1 pseudogene is annotated in these 231 nt (G+C 78.8%); it reads left to right on the top strand.

Annotation, left to right across the window (positions count from 1 at the left end):
- Positions 1-231, top strand: a pseudogene (locus G6R25_RS25790) (cell division protein FtsZ); the annotation flags it as partial.

Raw genomic sequence — 231 nt, 5'->3', positions numbered from 1 at the left:
AGTCGAACGTCGGCCACTACCATCCCGACCCGCTGCCGGGGGCGCCGGCAACCCACGAGCCCGCCTCGCCCGGCGAGTCGACCGTGATCCCGACGGTGGAGTCGCGGATCGCTCCGCCCGTGCGGGAACCCGTGGAGCCGGCGCCGGACCCCGGCTACGGCCAGCAGCACCGGGTCGACCCGCCGCGGGCGACGGGGCCGCGGCCGACCTACCCGCCGCGCCGCCCTGTCC

Origin of the sequence: Candidatus Frankia alpina (genome assembly GCF_902806485.1) — a bacterium.
In the GTDB taxonomy this organism is placed as follows: domain Bacteria; phylum Actinomycetota; class Actinomycetes; order Frankiales; family Frankiaceae; genus Frankia; species Frankia alpina.
This window is presented reverse-complemented; position numbering and strand designations above follow the sequence as displayed.